The following is a 17,184-nucleotide window of genomic DNA, read 5'->3' as shown; positions in this document are numbered from 1 at the left end:
GAACTGAGCTACTCGGCCCGCGCCAACTCCTGTGCAAGGAACGGAGCGGTTCTGCTGCCAGACGTTCGGGCCACCTGCTGAGGGGAGCCCGCCACCACGATGCTGCCGCCGGCAGCGCCTGCACCAGGCCCCACGTCGATCACCCAATCGGCCTGGGCCACCGCGCGCATATCGTGTTCGATCATCACTACGGTATTGCCGGCATCGACCAGGCGCTGCAACTGCACCAGCAGCCGGTCGGCGTCCGACGCATGCAGCCCGGTAGTCGGCTCGTCGAGCACGTACAGGCTTCGGCCGCGCTGGCTGCGCTGAAGCTCGGTCGCCAGCTTGATGCGCTGCGCCTCGCCACCGGAAAGCTCAGTGGCTGGTTGTCCCAGGCGCAGATAGCCCAGTCCGATGTCGCGCAGCAGTTGCAGGGGCCTTGCCACCGCGTCTTCACCCGCGAAGAATTCGCTGGCCTCGTCCACGGTCATCTGCAGCACCTCGGCGATGTTGCGCCCGTTCCACTGCACCTTCAGCGTGGCCTCGTTGTAGCGCGCGCCATGGCAGGTCGGGCACGGCGCGTACACGCTGGGCATGAACAGCAGTTCCACGCTAACGAAACCCTCGCCCTCGCAAGTCTCGCAGCGCCCCTTGGCGACGTTGAACGAGAACCGTCCGGCATCATAGCGGCGGCGTCGAGCATCGGGCGTGGCAGCGAACAGCTTGCGCACATGGTCGAACAGGCCCGTGTAGGTGGCCAGGTTCGACCGCGGCGTGCGCCCGATCGGTTTCTGGTCCACCTGCACCAGACGCTGTACGGCGTCCACGTCGCCCGCCAGATGGCCGCCGGTCGCTTCGATCACTGCCGGCCCTTCGCTGGTGGCGCTTTCGGCTACATCGTCTTCCGGCTCGTGGCCCAGGTGCAGCAGCACCAGCTCCGGCAGGGCCTGCGCGACGAGGCTGGACTTGCCCGAGCCGGAGATGCCGGTGACGGCCGTCAGCACGCCCAGCGGAATGCGCGCATTCACGCCATGCAGGTTGTGGCGGTGAATGTCCTGCAGCTCCAGCCAGCCGGTCGCTTCGCGTGCCCGGCTTCCCGGCGCGGGGATCTCATCGAACAGGTAGCGTGCAGTACGCGATTCGGCAATCTTGCGCAGGCCATCCGGCTCGCCGCTGTAGAGCACGCGGCCGCCACGCTCCCCAGCATCCGGCCCGACATCCACCAGCCATTGCGCGCGGCGCATCAGGTCCAAGTCGTGCTCCACCACGAACACCGAGTTGCCGGCGTCGCGCAGCCGGTCGAGCGCGTCGTACAGGGCCTGGCTATCGGAGGGGTGCAGGCCCGCGGAGGGCTCGTCGAGCACGTACACGACACCGAACAGCAGGGAACTCAATTGCGTGGCCAGCCGCAGGCGCTGCAACTCGCCGGCCGAAAGCGTCGGCGTGGCCCGGTCCAGCGTCAGGTAGCCCAGGCCCAGCCCACGCAGTTGGCGCAGGCGTGCCATCACGCCACCGGCCAGGCGCTGCGCGGCGAGGCGCTTTTCTTCCGATAGCGCCGAGGTGCGGCGCACGTCGGGCGATACCGCATGGACGGCGCGGCCGGAGGCCGCGCGTTCGGCACGGTCGCGTCGGGTCGCTTCCTTGTCCGTAGCCGCCCCCGCTGCATGGGCGCGGAAATCGCCCTGGGCGATGGGTTCGAGCAAGGCCGCCAACTGGTCCAGCGGCATCTGCATGAACGCGCCGATGTCCACGCCGGCGAAGGTGACCGACAGCGCCTCGGGCTTGAGCCGCTTGCCGTGGCAGGTGGGGCACGGTTTGCCCTCCATGAACCGGGACACGCGCTTTCTCATCAACGCGCTCTGGGTGTTGGCAAAGGTGTGCAGCACGTAGCGCCTGGCGCCGGTGAAGGTGCCCATGTAGCTCGGCTCCATCTTGCGCTTGAGCGCGGCGCGGGTTTCGGCGGGCGTGAAGCCGGCGTACACCGGCACCGTCGGTGTTTCCTCGGTGAACAGAATCCAGTCGCGATCCTTCTTCGGCAGGTCCTTCCACGGTCGGTCAACGTCGTAGCCCATGCTGACCAGGATGTCGCGCAGGTTCTGGCCTTGCCAGGCGGGGGGCCAGGAGGCGATCGCCCGCTCGCGGATGCTCAGGGAGGGATCGGGCACCATGATGGCCTCGGTCACCTCGTACACATGGCCCAGGCCGTAGCAGGTCGGGCACGCTCCCTGCGGCGTGTTGGGCGAAAAATCCTCGGCGTACAGCATCGGCTGGTTGGCCGGATAGGCGCCGGCGCGCGAATACATCATCCGCACCAGGCTGGACAAGGTGGTCACACTGCCCACGGAGGAACGCGCGTTGCTGGAGCCCCGCTGCTGCTGCAGCGCCACCGCCGGCGGCAGGCCGTCGATCGCATCGACGTCCGGCACGCCGGCCTGCTCGATCAGTCGCCGCGCATAGGGGGCCACCGACTCGAAGTAGCGTCGCTGGGCCTCGGCATAGATGGTGCCGAAGGCCAGCGAGGACTTGCCGGAGCCGGAGACACCCGAGAACACCACCAGCGCGTTACGCGGGATGGAGACGTCCACCTCCTTGAGGTTGTTCTCGCGCGCACCGCGCACTTCCACCATGCCGCTGGCCGCAGCGGTACAAGAGGATTCACCGAAAGAATTGTTTGGCAAGTTTTTATCCTGTAGTTCGTCCCGCTCAGGACGGGACTTCCTGAGTTCGGGTGCCGCGGCGGCTGGCTTCGAGCACTGCGGTGACAGTGCGGGCGTCGTAGCTGCCGCGCAGACGACGACCCTCGACGAAGAACGTCGGCGTGGCGTGCGCACCGCTGGCGACCGCACTGGCGAGGTCGCGCTCGACACGCTCGATCACCGCAGGGCTGTCGAGATCCGCGATGAACCGTTCGACGTCGAGCCCAAGCTCGGCGGCGTAGCCGATCAGATGCTCGCGCTCCAGCGCATGCTGACGGGTGAACACGAAGTCCAGCCACGGCCAGAACATCCCCTGGTTCGCCGCTGCCTCGGACGCCCGCGCGGCAATCGGCCCGTGCGGGTGGTGCGGCAGATGGCGCACCACATACCGCAGGTCGTCACCGAAGTGGGCGCGAAGATCGTCCCACGAACCGGTGGCGTGCGCACAGTACGCGCACTCGAAGTCCACGTACTCGACGAGTGTGAGCTGGGCGTCCTCCGGCCCGCGGATGTGATCGATCTCCGGATCGACCGGCGGCTCAAGCACCATCGGCAGGTCAGCGGTCTTCTCACCCCACCGCTGGGCGGCGACCTTGAAGATCAGCCACCCGAGCAACGTGGCGAACACCATCGACACGAGCACGCCGACCGTCGCCTGGCGGCCCAGGTCGGAGGTCGTGCCGAACGCGAGCCCGATGATCAGCAGCGACACGGTGAAGCCGATCCCGGACAGCGCCGCCCCACCGAACACGCTCCCCACCCCGACGCCCTCGGGCAGCCGGCCCAGGCCGAGACGGACGGCGACGAGCGTGGTGAGCCCGATGCCCAAGAGCTTGCCGAGCACGAGCCCTGCGATGACGCCCCACGTGACTGGCGAGCCAAAGGCCTCGGCGAGCAGCCCGCCACGCACGTCCACCCCGGCGTTCGCCAAGGCGAAGATCGGCACGATCAGCAGCGCCGTCGGCAGCCGCAGGAACTCGTGCAATCGCTCGTTCACCGAGATACCCCGGGACAGCCCGCAGTCCACCGCGCGGGCCGATGCGGCACTCGGCGACTGCCAGAAGTCACGGAACAACTGTCTTGCCGCAACGACCCCGTGACGTTGCGTCGCATAGGCGGGGATCAGCAGCCCCGCGGCCATCCCGGCGAGGGAGGCATGGATGCCGGAATACACGGTTGCGAACCACAGCACGATCACGATCAACACATACGGCGTCGCCCGCCACTGGCGGGTGCGCCCCAACAACCACAATCCAACGAGGCTGGCGAGGGCGATAAGCAACGGGACGATCCGGATCTCCTCGCTATAGACGATGCCGATGATGGACACTGCGAGGAAGTCATCGACCACGGTCAGGGTGAGCAGGAACACGCGCAACTGACCCGATAGCCGCGGGCCGACGATCGCCAAGGTGCCCAGCATGAACGCCGTATCGGTGCCGACCACCGCACCCCACCCGTGCAGGCCCTCACTTCCGGCTAGTTTCACGATCAGGACATACACCAGCGCGGGAAGCACGACTCCCGTGACCCCCGCGATCAGGGCGAGGCGGGCACGGCTGCGGTCACGGAGCGATCCGTGGGCGAACTCCTGACGCACCTCCAGTCCGATCAGGAAGAAGAAGACGACCATCAGGCCGTCGTTGACCCAGTGATGCAGATCCATGTGTAGGCGCAGTGGCCCGAAGTTGAACCCGACGTCTAGGTGCCACAACTCGAAATAGGCGTTAGATAGCGGCGAGTTCGCCCACACGAGCGCCACAACCGTGACGATCACCAGCAGCACCGCAGCGCCAGACTCCGTGCGTAGATAGTGGGCAACGCGTCTCCGTCTGATATGCGCCGAGGACTCACCAAAAGAAGAGGCTGGCATGTGCTTATCCTGTAGTTTGTGAGATCACGATGGGCAGGTTTCGGAGGCGACCGGTCAGGCGTCCGCCTCTGGCAGCGTCCCATCATCCAGCGAGCGCAGCCAAGTAAGCCATTCTCCCAGCCTGCGCTCAACACCTCTGTCCGTTGGCTGATACCAGCCCGGCCGCGCCACGCCCTCGGGAAAGTAGCTTTGCCCAGCGGCGTAGCCGTTGGGCTCGTCAGGAGCGTAGCGGTAGCCTTCGTGATACCCCATCTGCTGCATCAGCTTCGTCGGCGCATTGCGAAGATGGAGAGGCACAGGCAGGGAGCCGCTGTTCTTGACGAAGGTCTTCGCCTTGTTCCAGGCGGCATAGGCAGCGTTCGACTTGGGGGCGGCAGCAAGGTAGGTCGCCGCGTGGGCAATCGGTATTTCGCCTTCGGGGGAACCCAGCCTCTCATAAGCCAGCGCGGCATTGAGCGCCAGTTGCAGCGCCTGCGGGTCGGCATTGCCGATGTCTTCGCTGGCCACTACCACCATGCGGCGGGTCACCTGGCTGACGTCGCCGCTACCGTCAAGGATGCGGGCCAGCCAATACAGGGCCGCATCAGGGTCGGAGCCCCGTAGCGACTTGTGGAAGGCTGAGAGCTGCCAGTAGAACTCGTCACCGCCCTTGTCGAACCTGCGCAGCGATGGACTGGTGGACAGCTTGGCGGACTGGCCATCGACCACGGTCTTGCCAGCGCCCGACGCCGCATTCGTCACCTGCTCAAGCAGATTGAGGAAGCGCCTGCCATCGCCATCGGCAAAGCCCTTGAGCAGATCCAGCGCGTCCGCGTCCAACGTGACGCCCTGGAGATGCGGCAGTGCGCGTTCGTAGAGTTGGTTCAGTTCGTCGCTGGACAGCGGTTCGAGGGTATAGACCTGCGCGCGCGAGAGCAGTGCGGAATTGACCGCCAACCCCGGATGCTCGGTCGTCCCCCCCACCAGGGTCAGGAGCCCCGACTCGACATGGGGCAGCAGGGCATCCTGCTGCGCCTTGTTGAAGCGATGGATCTCATCGACGAAAAGCACCGTCGATCGACCATGGTTGTCCAGTTCGGCCTGGGCCTCGTCGATGGCTTGCCGGATGTCCTTCACCCCGGCCAGCACGGCCGAGATGGCGATGAATCGGCTGTCGGTCGCACTGGCGGCCAGGCGCCCTAGGGTGGTCTTGCCCACGCCTGGCGGCCCCCAGAGGATGAACGAGTGCAACTTGCCCGCCTCGAACGCGAGACGCAGCGGCTTGCCGGGGCCGAGCAAGTGCCGTTGCCCGACGAATTCGTCCAGCGTCTTGGGCCGCAGGAGTTCGGCCAAGGGAGGCTTGGGCTTTGTCGTGAATAGATCGGTCAAGTTCCTCTCCCTGGCATTTCTGATAGTTGACGTTCCGATAAGGTGGGCACCTCAATCCAGAGAGCCGGATTTATCCAACGCCGTGGGCTCTTTGTCGGCAATCGCATGCATGATGATGCGAGAGCCGCGGTAGCCGATGCTGTGGTTCCATACCCAGCTCAAAGCGACACTGAGACGATTTCGCGTGCCGATCAGAAAGTAGATGTGCGCCAGCTTCCAGATCCACCACGCAAAGGCACCACGCAGCTTCACCCGCCCCATGTCAATCACCGCCAGGCTGCGGCCGATGGTGGCCAGGTTCCCCTGATGCCGGTATTTGAAAGGCCCGTCAGCGGGCTTGCCCTTCAAACGCCGTCCAATCAGGTTAGCGACGTACTTCCCTTGCTGTTTGGCGGCCGGGGCGATGCCCGGCACGGGCTTCCCATCGGCCATGGTGCACGAGGCTGTATCGCCGATGGCGAAGACCTCCGGGCGACCGGCCACCGTCAGGTCAGGGCCAACGACCACTCGACCAGCACGATCAGACGCAGCGCCCAACCAGCGAGCCGCGGGAGACGCCTGGACTCCGGCGGCCCAGACGATGGTCTTGGCCGAAAGGGGCTTGCCGCCATACACCACGCCGTCGGCCGAGCATTCGGTGACCGGAGTACCCAGCACGACCTCGACCCCGAGTTTTTCGAGTGCCTGGCGCGTATAGGCCGAAAGATCCTCTGGAAAGACCGACAACAGACGCGGGCCAGCCTCGATCAGTACAACCCGCGATGTGCTCGGGTCGATCGAGCGGAAGTCACGCGCCAGCGTGTCTCGTGCCAGCTCGGCGATGGTTCCGGCCAATTCAACCCCGGTGGGACCACCACCGATGATGACGAACGTCTGCAGCGCGGCACGCTGCTGAGGATCGCTCGTGCGCTCAGCTTCCTCGAAAGCCGCGAGGATTCGGCCCCGAATGGTCGTGGCATCTTCCAGCGTCTTCAACCCCGGCGCGAAAGCCCCCCATTCGTCGTGTCCGAAGTAGGCATGGGTAGCACCTGTCGCGAGCACGAGCGTGTCGTAGGTTTGCCGCATTCCATTGTTGAGAATGACCTGACGCGCGTCCTGGTCGATACCTTCCACTTCCGCCATCAAGGTGTTCACTTCCGGGCGATTTCGGAAGAGATAGCGAATAGGCCAGGCGATCTCGGATGTCGAAAGTGACGCACCTGCGACCTGGTAAAGCAAGGGTTGGAACAGGTGATGATTGCGCCGATCGATGATCGTCACATCGACCTCGACACCAGCAAGCTGGTTGGCAACCTCGATCCCGCCGAAGCCCGCTCCGATAATGACGACGTGATGTCGGTTTTTGGAGGTCTTTGTCATGACCTGATCTCCTCTCTCAGCGTTTCAGCGCCGATGCGTGGTGTGCCATATGCTCGCCAATGAAGCTGGCAATGAAGTAGTAGCTGTGGTCGTAGCCTGGGCGCAGATTCAACGTGAGCGGGTGCCCCGTCTCGTCGCAGGCTTTGCGCAGCAGGTCGGGCTGAAGCTGGCTCTCCAGGAACTCGTCGCCCAAGCCCTGATCAACCAGCAACGGCAAACGCTCCTGCACGGTGCGAATCAGCTCCACGGTGTCGTACTGCTTCCACACTTCCCGATCGCTGCCCAGGTACGCCTCGAAGGCCTTGTGCCCCCAGGGAACCTGGGTGGGGGCGACGATGGGCGAGAAGGCCGAGACGCTTCGATAACGGCCCGGGTTGCGCAGGGCGATGACCAGAGCGCCGTGTCCTCCCATGGAATGGCCGCTGATGCTCCGCTCCGCTGTCACGGGAAAGTGGGCCTCGATCAGCGCCGGCAATTCCTGCACGACGTAGTCGTACATCCGATGATTCGCAGCCCAGGGTTCCTGTGTGGCGTTGACGTAGAAACCCGCCCCCTGTCCGAGGTCATAGGCAGGATCGTCGGCAACGCCTTCGCCGCGAGCACTGCTATCGGGCGCGACGACGGCAATGCCATGTTCGGCCGCGTAGCGCTGGACGGCGGCCTTGGTGATGAAGTTCTGCTCGGTGCAGGTGAGGCCTGAAAGCCAGTACAGCACCGGCACCTTGCCGTGCTGTGCCTGCGGAGGCAGATAGACGCCGACCTTCATCGTGCAACCGAGCGTCGTGGATTCATGCTGATAAACGTCCTGCCAACCATCAAAGCTGGCGTGATGTTCGATGCGTTCCATGTAGTTCTCCTATGTTCAAAGGAACGGCGCAGCTCTCGCGCGCCAGGACGGCAGCTCGTCAGGAAGATTTCTCTTCCGCTGCCGTGTCGCCGTGGGCGTGTCTGATCCTGCGCACGATCCACCAGATCGTCAGCATCACCGCAGGCACCAGAACCGCCATCACCGGCGCCACGCTGTCGTGAACCATCGGAATGCCCTTGAGCAAATAGCCGAGAAGACTCACGACGTAATAAGAAATTGCCGCGACCGACAGGCCTTCGACGGTTTGCTGAAGGCGCAATTGCATCTTGGCCCGGTTGTTCATCGACGCAAGCAGATCGCGGTTCTGGCGTTCAAGCTCGACGTCGATCCAGGAACGCAGCAACGCGATGGCCCGGGTCAGCTTGTCGGAGAGCTTGGTCTGGCGCTCCTTTACGGATTGGCATGTCCGCATGGCGGGAGCGATGCGACGCTGCAGGAAATCCGCCCAGGTGCAGTACCCGGATACGGCCTCTTCCGAAAGCGCTGCCAGCCTTTCCTCGACGATCTCGTAGTAGGCACGACTGGCGCCGAAGCGATAGAGATTCGCCGCAACGCCAGCTTCCAGTTCGGCAGCCAGGCCGGTCAATTCGGACAGCAGCACGTCGCTGTCGCGCCGTTCCACCAAGCTCGTACACATCTCGTCGGTGATCGCCGCAAGGCGCGACTCCATGCGCCGCAGCTCCGACGTCATCGACCGCGTCAACGGCAAGGACAGCAACGCCAAGGTACGGTAGGTCTCGATCTCCAGCAGACGTTGAGCCAGCGCACCCGCCCGCGCCGGGGTCAAATCGCGGGCAAGGACGAGGATCTGCGTCAGGCCATCCTCATCCTGTCGGAAGTCGGTGAGGATGGCGGCAGAGCCGTTCTCCACCAGCGAGTAGCACAGGCTGGCAGGATCGAAGCGATCGGCCTCCTTCTCCGTTTCCGGCGTCCATGGAAGAAGTCTCAAACGGATGCCGGATACGACCGGGCCGGGAGGAACAAATCCATGCTTGAACGGATTTTCGCCGCACGGCTCTCCCGTCTCGGAATCCAGCGAAGCGCACCAGAGATACGTTGAGAACTCGGTGTGCTTTTCACAGTGCAGGTCTCCCTCATCCCATGTCATGCCGTGAAGCGGCGTAGCGTGGTCGGGCTCGGCAACGCCGAAGCGATGAGACAACTCACTCATCGCCATCTGATCCCTGGCCTGATCGCCTTCGGTCATGAAAGCGAGCTGCAATATGCCGCGGGGGGCCTGAATCAACAGATGCGGGCGCGCATGCACTTCACCCACGGCCGCAGCACGATCGGCATAGGCCGGCATGCCGTACACGGTGGCGGTCGGGGCGGGTTGTACGGTCGTCGCATTGATGTTGGCCGGCTCTTGCATAACGACCTCATTTCTCATTGGTTGAAAAACACGCTTCAAAGCAAATGCCCGCAGCCATGCGTTTCGCACATGGCTGCGGGCCGATCTTCATGAGCAGGCACCGCTCTACACGGTCCGTCTAATAGGCTCGCCGTATAGAGGCTTGTGCTGGCCCTTTCAGAACGCCCTCAGCTTCCTTGCTTTCAGACGAAGGTGTACGAGCAGACCTTGTTGCCCGCCGGATCACGCAGGTAGGCCGCATAGGCACCCGGCAGGTGACCACGTGCGCCAGGCTGGCCCTCGTCGGTGCCGCCTGCGGCAAGGCCGGCAGCATGGAAGGCATCCACTTCGGCGGGAGTGGCGGCCGCAAAGCCGATCGTCACGCCGTTGCTGGAGGGCGCTTCACCATTGCCCGGACGGGCGATGATGAAAGCCGGCTTTTCGCGACCGAAAAGTACCCATCCGTTGTTGAAAGGACCGAGGTTCTTGATGCCAAGAGCACCCAGAGCGGCGTCGTAGAACGCGACCGACTTCTGAAGGTCGGCAGCGCCGATAAAAATGTGCGAAAAGATGCCATCGCCAGAAATGACAGGAGTGGACATGATTAATTTCCTTGGTGGTTGGTGTTGAATGGGTAGTGGGCGGTCAGTAGTGGATCACCGTGCGAATCGACTTGCCTTCATGCATCAGGTCGAAGGCCTTGTTGATGTCGTCGAGGCCCATGGTGTGGGTGACGAACGGGGCGAGATCGATCTCGCCTTTCATTGCGTCCTCCACCATGCCGGGAAGTTGAGTGCGGCCCTTGACCCCGCCGAAAGCCGAGCCCTTCCAGGTGCGACCGGTGATCAACTGGAACGGGCGCGTCGAAATTTCCTTGCCTGCACCAGCCACGCCGATGACGATCGACTGGCCCCAGCCACGATGTGCTGCTTCTAGTGCCGAGCGCATCACGTTGACGTTGCCGATGCACTCGAAGGTGTGATCGACACCCCAACCGGTCATCTCGATGAGAACCTCGTGAATCGGCTTGTCGAAGTCCTTCGGGTTGAGGCATTCGGTCGCGCCGAAGGTACGAGCCAGCTCGAACTTCGCTGGATTGGTGTCGATGGCGATGATGCGACCTGCCTTGGCCTGGCGTGCCCCCTGAATCGCAGCGAGCCCGATGCCGCCGAGGCCGAAGATGGCCACAGAGTCACCCGGCTGAACCTTGGCCGTGTTGTGAACAGCGCCGATGCCGGTGGTCACACCGCAACCCAGCAGGCAGACATGCTCGGGATTGGCGTCCGGGTTGATCTTGGCCAGCGAGACTTCGGCCACCACCGTGTATTCGCTGAAGGTCGAGCAGCCCATGTAGTGGTAGATCGGCTGGCCGTTGTAGCTGAAGCGGGTGGTGCCATCGGGCATCACGCCCTTGCCCTGGGTGGCGCGCACCGCGACACACAGGTTGGTCTTGCCGGACTTGCAGAACAGGCACTCGCCGCACTCGGCGGTATAGAGGGGAATGACGTGATCGCCAGGCTTCACGCTGGTCACACCTTCACCCACCTCCACGACGATACCCGCACCTTCATGACCCAGCACGACCGGGAAGAGACCTTCGGGGTCGTCGCCCGACAGGGTGAAGGCGTCGGTATGGCAAACGCCGGTGTTCGTGATCTTGATGAGCACCTCGCCCTTGCGCGGCGGCTCGACGTCGATCTCGACGATTTCCAGCGGCTTTCCTGGCCCGAAGGCAACTGCTGCACGTGATTTCATGATGTCGCTTCCTTTACTAGCTAACTAAATTTGCCCTCACCGAGGGCACCCTGGTGCCTCTACCGCAGATAGGAGCGGACGATAGAGATGGTCTCGTCAATGGACTTGTTCTGCGAATCGCTCCTGATTTCGCTACTGGGAAACTCTTCCCGCAGATAGCTCTCCAGAACGGTTGCCATCAATCCGTTGACTGCCCCACGAACGGCCGCAAGCTGCTGAAGAATTGCAGGGCATTCCGCACCTGCATCGAGCGCTTGCTCAAGAGTCGCTACCTGACCTTTGATGCGCCGGATGCGCGTCAGGGCTTGCTTCTTTTCTTCCGGGCTGTGTGGCATCGAACACCTCTCTACTTGGGTACACCGCCGCATTATACAATACTCCACCATAGTATATGCGGCCGAACTTCGCCACAAATTCTGTGCTCTTCGAGCACTATTACAGGCTAGTACAGATTTGTTCCCAAGAAGCGCAAAACATTCAAATCAATGAATATTTCTTGCATGTATCGACAGCATCGGGGCAAGTTCAAAACCGGTCAAACTGGAAAAATCTATGCGCAGATAGATATGGCCTATCTAAGCCAACTCATCGAGCTGAAGCTATCAAGATGAGACCGGCTAGGCGACCTGACGACCCGAGTACCGAGCCTTCCTCAGTGCAGGCAACATCTGGCCGTCCCAGTCACGATCGACCGCAACCTGGGCCTGTTCCTGGTTTCGTTCGAGGGCTTCAACGTCCAGATCAGCAATCGCCCATGTCTGCGTGCCGCAAGTCGTCGCGAGAATGCCATCCTCCGGGAATCCGCGATCCATGGGTGCATAGATCGTGGCCTCGCCAGTATTCGTGTCCAGCGCCGGGCTCCAGTCAGCAGCTCCGGTCGTCACGGCCTGCGCGATGAACATTCGGTTCTCCAGTGCCCGCGCCATGCAGCCCACACGGACCCGGGTTGCACCTGCTTGGGTGTCGGTACAGCTCGGGACCAGCAGCAGGCGCACTCCCGCCTCTCGCTGGGCTCGCACGGGCAATGGAAACTCACTGTCATAGCAAACAGCGATGCCGGCACGCACGCCTTTCAAATCGAACACCTTCAGTTCGTCGCCACCCTCGATGACGCCGGCGTCTTTCTCGAACCCCGTCAACTGCAATTTGTCTTGGTAGTCGCGTGTGCCGTCAGGCGCAAACCACCAAGCCCGGTTGCGGTAGCGGTCCAATCCAACCTGGGTCAAAAACGTACCGGCCTGAATGGTCATGCACAACTCGCGCGACAGGTCGGCATACAGTGCCAGCCACGCAGGCTGCAAGGCCTGCAGCGCGGCCAGAGAGGCGTTGAAATCATGGCGGATGCCAGGCTCGAACGTTGCAGCCAGTTCGAGGGATAGATACTCGGGCAACACGGCCAGTTCCGCCCCGCCACGGCGCGCCTCCTCCAGAACCAGCCGCTGCCGCGCAGCAAATGCCTCGAAGCCCGCGGGCTGACCCACTGAGTATTTCGCAACTGCTACTTTCATTTCGCGTTCTCCAGGGAGTGCAGCCACATCGTGAGCGTCTGCTCGGTTTCGCTCGGCTCACCCACCTGCTTCCAGGGCAGCGTAACCTTCATGTCCGACTGCCGCACGTAGCCGCGACGGGTCCAGAAGGGGTCATTACTGCGGTAGTTGGAAGGACGCCGGAGATCGTCGTCTGCACGATCCACCGACGCGAACGATGCCCACTGCATGCCGCCCAACGAACGGGCATGCGCTTCGCGCTCGTCAAAGAAGCGATGGCCCAGGCCAAGGCCCCGGAAGGCCGGGAGCAGGACTGATTCGCCACAGTAAAACACTGCCTCCACCGGGATTCCTCGATCGGCGAACGGCACATGGAAGGCCGGCTCCGCATCGCCGAGCGGCAACCCCGTGGACGCACCCACGACCACATCATCAGCGAGCGCGAGTACCAGCAGGCTGTCTGCCGAACGGGCGTACATGGCGAGGTAGTGCTTCTCGTATTCGGTGTCGCCCTCGTACAGGTAAGGAAAGCTGCGGAAGACGCTCGCCCGCAGGCCTGCCACGGCATCGAACCATTCGGCAATGTCCGGGCCACGACGAACCAGCACCTGCACGTCGCTGGTCATTTCAGGCGTCCCCTCCAACCTGTGCGATCCAGTCGCCGAGGTTGTAGTAGTTGGTGACACGAGCGATCTTGCCATCGCGGATCTCGAAGAACGCGCCGCCCGGCAGCACGTAGCGCTGGCCCTGGGCTTCCGGCAGCCCGTCGTCCGTCACCTTGTATTCGCCATGCACCACGTACTCCGCGCCTGCACGCAGGCCGTCGGCGCTGACCATCACCACGATCCCGCGCAGTTGCTCGCCATAGCAGCGGTCCATGCGCTGCAGGAAGGCGCGGAAGGCTTCGCGACCGACCTCACGAGCGCCCTGGTTCAAGTCGTGCGCGACGTCATCGGTCAACATTGACAGCATGGCCTCGCGGTCGCCGCGGTTGAAGGCGTCGTAGTAGGCAGTGATGAGAGTCGCAGCGTTCATTCGCGTTCCTTGTTGGGTTGTTCGGAGCGGAGCATTCCGGGGTGTTGTCAGTCTGGGCAACCGCGCTCTCCTTGTATATGGAATTGTTGCGATTTTATAATTCCACAATCTGGAACAATTAACGAGCAGCGAAACCGGCCATGAGGCGTGCGTCATGAACAAAGAAATGGAACTACTGCGCATCTTTCGGGTGGCGGCCGAAAGCAGCAGTTTTCGCGATGCGGCCGTCCGGCTGGGGACTTCTCCGCAAGGTGTAACCCGTGCCATCCAGCAACTGGAGCAACACTACGGCGAGGTGTTGTTTCATCGAAGCACGCGCCAGGTGCGCATCACCGCCTTCGGCGAAGGGCTGCTAGACCAAGTGCGCCCCGCATTGGAGCGGTTCGAGGATCTGTGGCGAACGCCTAGCTCCGACCAGCAGGCCTCTCTGTCCGGTACGGTTCGCATCACCGCACCGCACAGCTTGGGCACCAGAGCGGTGCTACCGGCACTGGAGCGCGTGGCCGCGCGTCATCCCGGCATCACGCTGGATGTGCGCCTGTCCGATCGCATCAGCAATACGGTTGACGAAGGGATTGACGTCGGGATCAGGGTCGGATTCATGCGCGATAGCCGCTTCGTCGCACGCAAGGCCGCCGACATGAGACTCCCCATCGTTGCCGCTCCGCGCCTGATCAAGAAAGTGGGCGTACCTGCAAACATCGATGCGCTAAGCAGCCTGCCAGTTACCGTGGCCTTGGATATCAATACCGGCCGTCCCTGGCCTTGGCACTTCAAGGCGGGACGCCAGTGGACACCTACCGCACCCACTCTCGTCGCCGACAATGCCGACATGGAAATGGGAGCGGCGCTGGCCGGGATCGCGTTCGCGCAACTGGCGGACTACATGGCCGCCCCCTACATTGCCAGCGGGAAGCTCGTGCGAGTGCTGGAGAACGAAGAACCTCCGGCATGGGGGTTGTACGTCTATCGGCCTCAGCGTGGCCCCATTCCGGGAAGGGTTCGAGCGGTATTTGATGAAATGCTGGTCGCCGTTGGATCGTTGCCAGCTTTGCGCTGACACGTCGCAAGACGCTGTAGGGCACACATCTTGGAAAGCGGGGCACTGAGCCTCGGCGGCTCACCCCTCCGGTTGAATGATGAACCGACCGTCTGCCCGCTTGCCCCAGATGCAGATCGGTCGGCCATGCAACCCAATGCCGGCGAACGATTAGATGTAAATGAATTGCCGGTACAACCCATCCAACTGACGACGAATGTCTTCGACGCGCTGCTCGTCACCGGTATCGGTAAATTCGAGTAGCTGCTGTTCCTTGGCAGTGATCTGATCGCAAAGGTCGGACAAGTTCTCGCAGAAAGCCTCGGAATGAACGGTGGGCTCCTCCGTATTCGTCTCTTCCCCTGCTAGTTTTCGCACAGACGAGGCTGGAGAAATCCCATTTTCCTCGTTAAAGGCAATTTGAAGCTGCCTGCGCCTATTGGTCTCATCGATCGCCTGCTTCATCGCCGGCGTCACCGCGTCGGCGTACAAGATCGCCTTGCCGTTTTCATTCCGAGCGACTCGACCGATCATCTGAATGAGCGCATGGGCCGAACGCAAGAACCCTGCACGGTCTGCATCGAGAATGGCAACCAATGATGCCTCTGGAATATCCAGCCCTTCGCGCAAAAGACTAATCCCAATCAAAACATCGAACTCTCCTGCGCGCAGGCCATTGATGATCTCAACACGATCCTCCGCTTTTATGTCCGAATGCATGTAGCGCGCTCGAATCCCGTTGTCCGTCAAGAAATCCGTTAGCTCTTCTGCACTGACCTTCGTCAGCGTAGTCACAAGCACTCGATTCTTTCTCTTCACGCACTTCGATATTTCGGCAAGCAGGTCATCTATGTATCCATCCGCTTTCCGCACTTCAACCTTGGGGTCAAGCAGTCCCGTTGGCCTGATAACCTGTTCGACAACCCTGCCTTTCGACACCCTCAGCTCGTAGTCGCCCGGAGTAGCGGAAACAAAGATGGTCTGAGGCTTGACCTTCTCGAACTCGTCAAAGTTCAATGGCCGGTTGTTCTTCGATGAAGGCAAACGGAACCCGTAATCGATCAGCGTGTCCTTGCGCGCCTGATCCCCCCGGTACATTGCGGATATCTGTGGCACCATGACATGAGATTCATCGACGAACAGCAGCCCGTCTTTCGGCAAATAATCCAGCAACGTGATCGGAGGAGAAGCTGCGTCTCGGTCGCTGAAGTAGCAGGAATAATTCTCCATCCCCGAGCAATAGCCGACCTCGCGCATCATTTCCACGTCATGCGTGATCCGCTCGTACAGCCTGATTGCCTCGACCAAGCGATTATTCCTGTTCAGCTCGGCAACCCGCTCTTCCATATCAGCGAGTATCTTTTTGGATGCAGAATCTATTTTGTTCGTGGGCGGCGCGAAAAGCGTTTTTGGCGAAACCAAATAATGGTCTATCTCTCCCAACGTCTTGCCGGTAACAGGGTCCATCCATTGGACAGACGCAACAGTGTCATCCAACAGTTCCACCCGAACCGCCCTGTACTCGGAATCAGCGGGGAAAATGTCAATCACATCACCTTGGACGCGGAACGTTGCACGCTTGAGAGTGCGCTCCGTGCGATCATATTGCAGCAAAGCCAAGCGACGAATTAGCTCTCTCTGGTTTAGTTTGACCCCAGGGGACAGAGCGATCTGTAGCGCTCGGTATGCATCTGGATCACCCAGGCCGTAGATTGAAGACACCGAAGCGACGACGATCACGTCACGACGCTCAATCAAGGATTTGGTCGTGGACAGGCGCAGGCGCTCAAGGTGGTCATTGATGGCCGAGTCCTTTGGAATGAAACGATCGGTGCCCGGCATATAGATTTCGGGCTGAAAATAATCGTAGTAGGAAACGAAGTACTCGACCGCGTTCTCAGGAAAGAAGTGCTTCATTTCACCATAAAGCTGCGCGGTCAACGTCTTGTTAGGAGCCAAGATCAACGTAGGCCGCTTCAGACGATGAATCACATTGGCCATGGTGAAGGTCTTACCTGAGCCGGTGATACCTTTCAGCGTCTGGTGCGTCGCACCTTCTTCTATGTCCGACAGCAGGCGCGCTATCGCCTCTGGCTGGTCCCCCGCCGGCGTATAGTTGGAGTGCAGAATAAACATACCGGTTGACATTAGATATCTCCTAATTGAGCTACTTCAATTTGTCCTGATGTATCGGCTATTCCAGAAGACCTATAGCAGTACCAAACTGGGGTGTAAATGACGGCGATCCTGCCGCGCCCCACCTGGGCGTAGGCGTCGCCAACATGATAGCCCAGCACATGGGCGGGCTTCCCAGTGCATATCCGCCGATCGCCACGACGTCAGCCAGCGGCCCGTCTGCCAATGCACCTGG

The 17,184-nt window shown here is 61.9% G+C and carries 14 protein-coding genes; 1 reads left to right on the top strand and 13 read right to left on the bottom strand.

Annotation, left to right across the window (positions count from 1 at the left end):
• Positions 1-8: 8 nt before the first annotated feature.
• The 12 genes from NJD74_RS06195 to NJD74_RS06140 form a co-directional block, all read right to left on the bottom strand.
• Positions 9-2,660 carry an excinuclease ABC subunit UvrA gene (locus NJD74_RS06195; RefSeq protein ID WP_020924950.1) on the bottom strand — a complete coding sequence of 884 codons (2,652 nt, stop codon included), beginning with the start codon at positions 2,658-2,660 and terminating at the stop codon, positions 9-11.
• 25 nt (positions 2,661-2,685) lie between these two features.
• Positions 2,686-4,551: a Na+/H+ antiporter NhaA gene (nhaA, locus tag NJD74_RS06190; protein ID WP_011871462.1), complete on the bottom strand. Its 1,866-nt coding sequence runs from the start codon at positions 4,549-4,551 to the stop codon at positions 2,686-2,688.
• A gap of 54 nt (positions 4,552-4,605) precedes the next feature.
• Positions 4,606-5,919, bottom strand: a complete 1,314-nt coding sequence (locus tag NJD74_RS06185) for a replication-associated recombination protein A (RefSeq protein WP_023106336.1) — start codon at positions 5,917-5,919, stop codon at positions 4,606-4,608.
• A gap of 51 nt (positions 5,920-5,970) precedes the next feature.
• Positions 5,971-7,278 (bottom strand): NAD(P)/FAD-dependent oxidoreductase, encoded by a 1,308-nt coding sequence (locus tag NJD74_RS06180; protein WP_011871464.1) that lies wholly within the window; start codon positions 7,276-7,278, stop codon positions 5,971-5,973.
• A gap of 16 nt (positions 7,279-7,294) precedes the next feature.
• A complete protein-coding gene (gene fghA / locus NJD74_RS06175; protein WP_011871465.1) occupies positions 7,295-8,125 on the bottom strand; it encodes an S-formylglutathione hydrolase in 831 nt (276 codons plus the stop codon).
• Positions 8,126-8,183: 58 nt separating this feature from the next.
• Positions 8,184-9,518 carry a DUF3422 family protein gene (locus NJD74_RS06170; RefSeq protein WP_023106334.1) on the bottom strand — a complete coding sequence of 445 codons (1,335 nt, stop codon included), beginning with the start codon at positions 9,516-9,518 and terminating at the stop codon, positions 8,184-8,186.
• A 182-nt stretch (positions 9,519-9,700) separates the two neighbouring features.
• Positions 9,701-10,099, bottom strand: coding sequence for a VOC family protein (locus NJD74_RS06165; protein WP_017514589.1), 399 nt, complete (start codon positions 10,097-10,099; stop codon positions 9,701-9,703).
• A gap of 43 nt (positions 10,100-10,142) precedes the next feature.
• Positions 10,143-11,252, bottom strand: coding sequence for an S-(hydroxymethyl)glutathione dehydrogenase/class III alcohol dehydrogenase (locus NJD74_RS06160; RefSeq protein ID WP_007182549.1), 1,110 nt, complete (start codon positions 11,250-11,252; stop codon positions 10,143-10,145).
• Between the two features lie 59 nt (positions 11,253-11,311).
• Positions 11,312-11,587, bottom strand: a complete 276-nt coding sequence (gene frmR / locus NJD74_RS06155) for a formaldehyde-responsive transcriptional repressor FrmR (protein ID WP_007182548.1) — start codon at positions 11,585-11,587, stop codon at positions 11,312-11,314.
• A 282-nt stretch (positions 11,588-11,869) separates the two neighbouring features.
• Positions 11,870-12,760, bottom strand: a complete 891-nt coding sequence (locus NJD74_RS06150; RefSeq protein WP_007182547.1) for a carbon-nitrogen hydrolase family protein — start codon at positions 12,758-12,760, stop codon at positions 11,870-11,872.
• Positions 12,757-13,365, bottom strand: a complete 609-nt coding sequence (locus tag NJD74_RS06145; RefSeq protein WP_007182546.1) for a GNAT family N-acetyltransferase — start codon at positions 13,363-13,365, stop codon at positions 12,757-12,759. Before NJD74_RS06145 ends, NJD74_RS06150 begins: the two co-directional genes overlap by 4 nt.
• Position 13,366: 1 nt before the next feature.
• Entirely contained in the window at positions 13,367-13,774 is a 408-nt protein-coding gene (locus tag NJD74_RS06140; protein ID WP_017514126.1) for a ketosteroid isomerase-related protein, read from the bottom strand.
• Positions 13,775-13,928: 154 nt separating this feature from the next.
• On the opposite strand from NJD74_RS06140, the gene NJD74_RS06135 reads away from it, so the two are divergent.
• Positions 13,929-14,834 (top strand): LysR family transcriptional regulator, encoded by a 906-nt coding sequence (locus tag NJD74_RS06135; protein WP_020924945.1) that lies wholly within the window; start codon positions 13,929-13,931, stop codon positions 14,832-14,834.
• A gap of 150 nt (positions 14,835-14,984) precedes the next feature.
• Here the strand turns inward: NJD74_RS06135 and uvrB are convergent, their stop codons facing one another.
• Positions 14,985-16,961 carry an excinuclease ABC subunit UvrB gene (gene uvrB, locus NJD74_RS06130; protein ID WP_020924944.1) on the bottom strand — a complete coding sequence of 659 codons (1,977 nt, stop codon included), beginning with the start codon at positions 16,959-16,961 and terminating at the stop codon, positions 14,985-14,987.
• Positions 16,962-17,184: the final 223 nt, after the last annotated feature.

It is taken from the genome of Stenotrophomonas sp. RG-453, assembly GCF_033843685.1.
Taxonomy (GTDB): domain Bacteria; phylum Pseudomonadota; class Gammaproteobacteria; order Xanthomonadales; family Xanthomonadaceae; genus Stenotrophomonas; species Stenotrophomonas bentonitica_A.
This window is presented reverse-complemented; position numbering and strand designations above follow the sequence as displayed.

Coding starts and splice junctions, on each gene's coding strand:
- NJD74_RS06160 (WP_007182549.1), bottom strand. CDS start 11,252: ATGAAATCACGTGCAGCAGTTGCCTTCGGGCCAGGAAAGCCGCTGGAA.
- nhaA (WP_011871462.1), bottom strand. CDS start 4,551: ATGCCAGCCTCTTCTTTTGGTGAGTCCTCGGCGCATATCAGACGGAGA.
- NJD74_RS06135 (WP_020924945.1), top strand. CDS start 13,929: ATGAACAAAGAAATGGAACTACTGCGCATCTTTCGGGTGGCGGCCGAA.
- NJD74_RS06170 (WP_023106334.1), bottom strand. CDS start 9,518: ATGCAAGAGCCGGCCAACATCAATGCGACGACCGTACAACCCGCCCCG.
- frmR (WP_007182548.1), bottom strand. CDS start 11,587: ATGCCACACAGCCCGGAAGAAAAGAAGCAAGCCCTGACGCGCATCCGG.
- uvrB (WP_020924944.1), bottom strand. CDS start 16,961: ATGTCAACCGGTATGTTTATTCTGCACTCCAACTATACGCCGGCGGGG.
- NJD74_RS06140 (WP_017514126.1), bottom strand. CDS start 13,774: ATGAACGCTGCGACTCTCATCACTGCCTACTACGACGCCTTCAACCGC.
- NJD74_RS06180 (WP_011871464.1), bottom strand. CDS start 7,278: ATGACAAAGACCTCCAAAAACCGACATCACGTCGTCATTATCGGAGCG.
- NJD74_RS06150 (WP_007182547.1), bottom strand. CDS start 12,760: ATGAAAGTAGCAGTTGCGAAATACTCAGTGGGTCAGCCCGCGGGCTTC.
- fghA (WP_011871465.1), bottom strand. CDS start 8,125: ATGGAACGCATCGAACATCACGCCAGCTTTGATGGTTGGCAGGACGTT.
- NJD74_RS06145 (WP_007182546.1), bottom strand. CDS start 13,365: ATGACCAGCGACGTGCAGGTGCTGGTTCGTCGTGGCCCGGACATTGCC.
- NJD74_RS06165 (WP_017514589.1), bottom strand. CDS start 10,099: ATGTCCACTCCTGTCATTTCTGGCGATGGCATCTTTTCGCACATTTTT.